Raw genomic sequence first — 306 nt, forward strand, 5'->3', positions numbered from 1 at the left:
CTTCCCACCGCTTGACAGGGTGACCGGCGGCGCGAGGGTCGGACCGAGGGAGCTGCCGGGAAATTTGCCGGCGAGTTGCGCGGCTGTTTCGCCCGCATCCGGCGCGAAGGCCGCGACATAGACCAGCGCCTTGACGGTCGCATGGCCGTCGGCCGCTTCGCTGATGACCGAACCGCCGTAGGAATGCCCAACGAGGACGACAGGCGATTTGATAGAGCCAAGGATGTCGGCGACGTAGCCGGCGTCATTTTTCACGCCACGCAACGGATTGGCGACAGCCACGACGGGATAGCCATCCTTCTCCAG

1 protein-coding gene is annotated in these 306 nt (G+C 65.0%); it reads right to left on the reverse strand.

Going from position 1 to position 306, the window contains the following annotated elements; genetic code table 11:
- A partial coding sequence (locus EN859_RS36820) for an alpha/beta hydrolase (RefSeq protein WP_135913722.1) occupies window positions 1-306 on the reverse strand: 306 nt, incomplete at both ends.

Source organism: Mesorhizobium sp. M00.F.Ca.ET.216.01.1.1, assembly GCF_004010325.2.
Classification (GTDB): domain Bacteria; phylum Pseudomonadota; class Alphaproteobacteria; order Rhizobiales; family Rhizobiaceae; genus Mesorhizobium.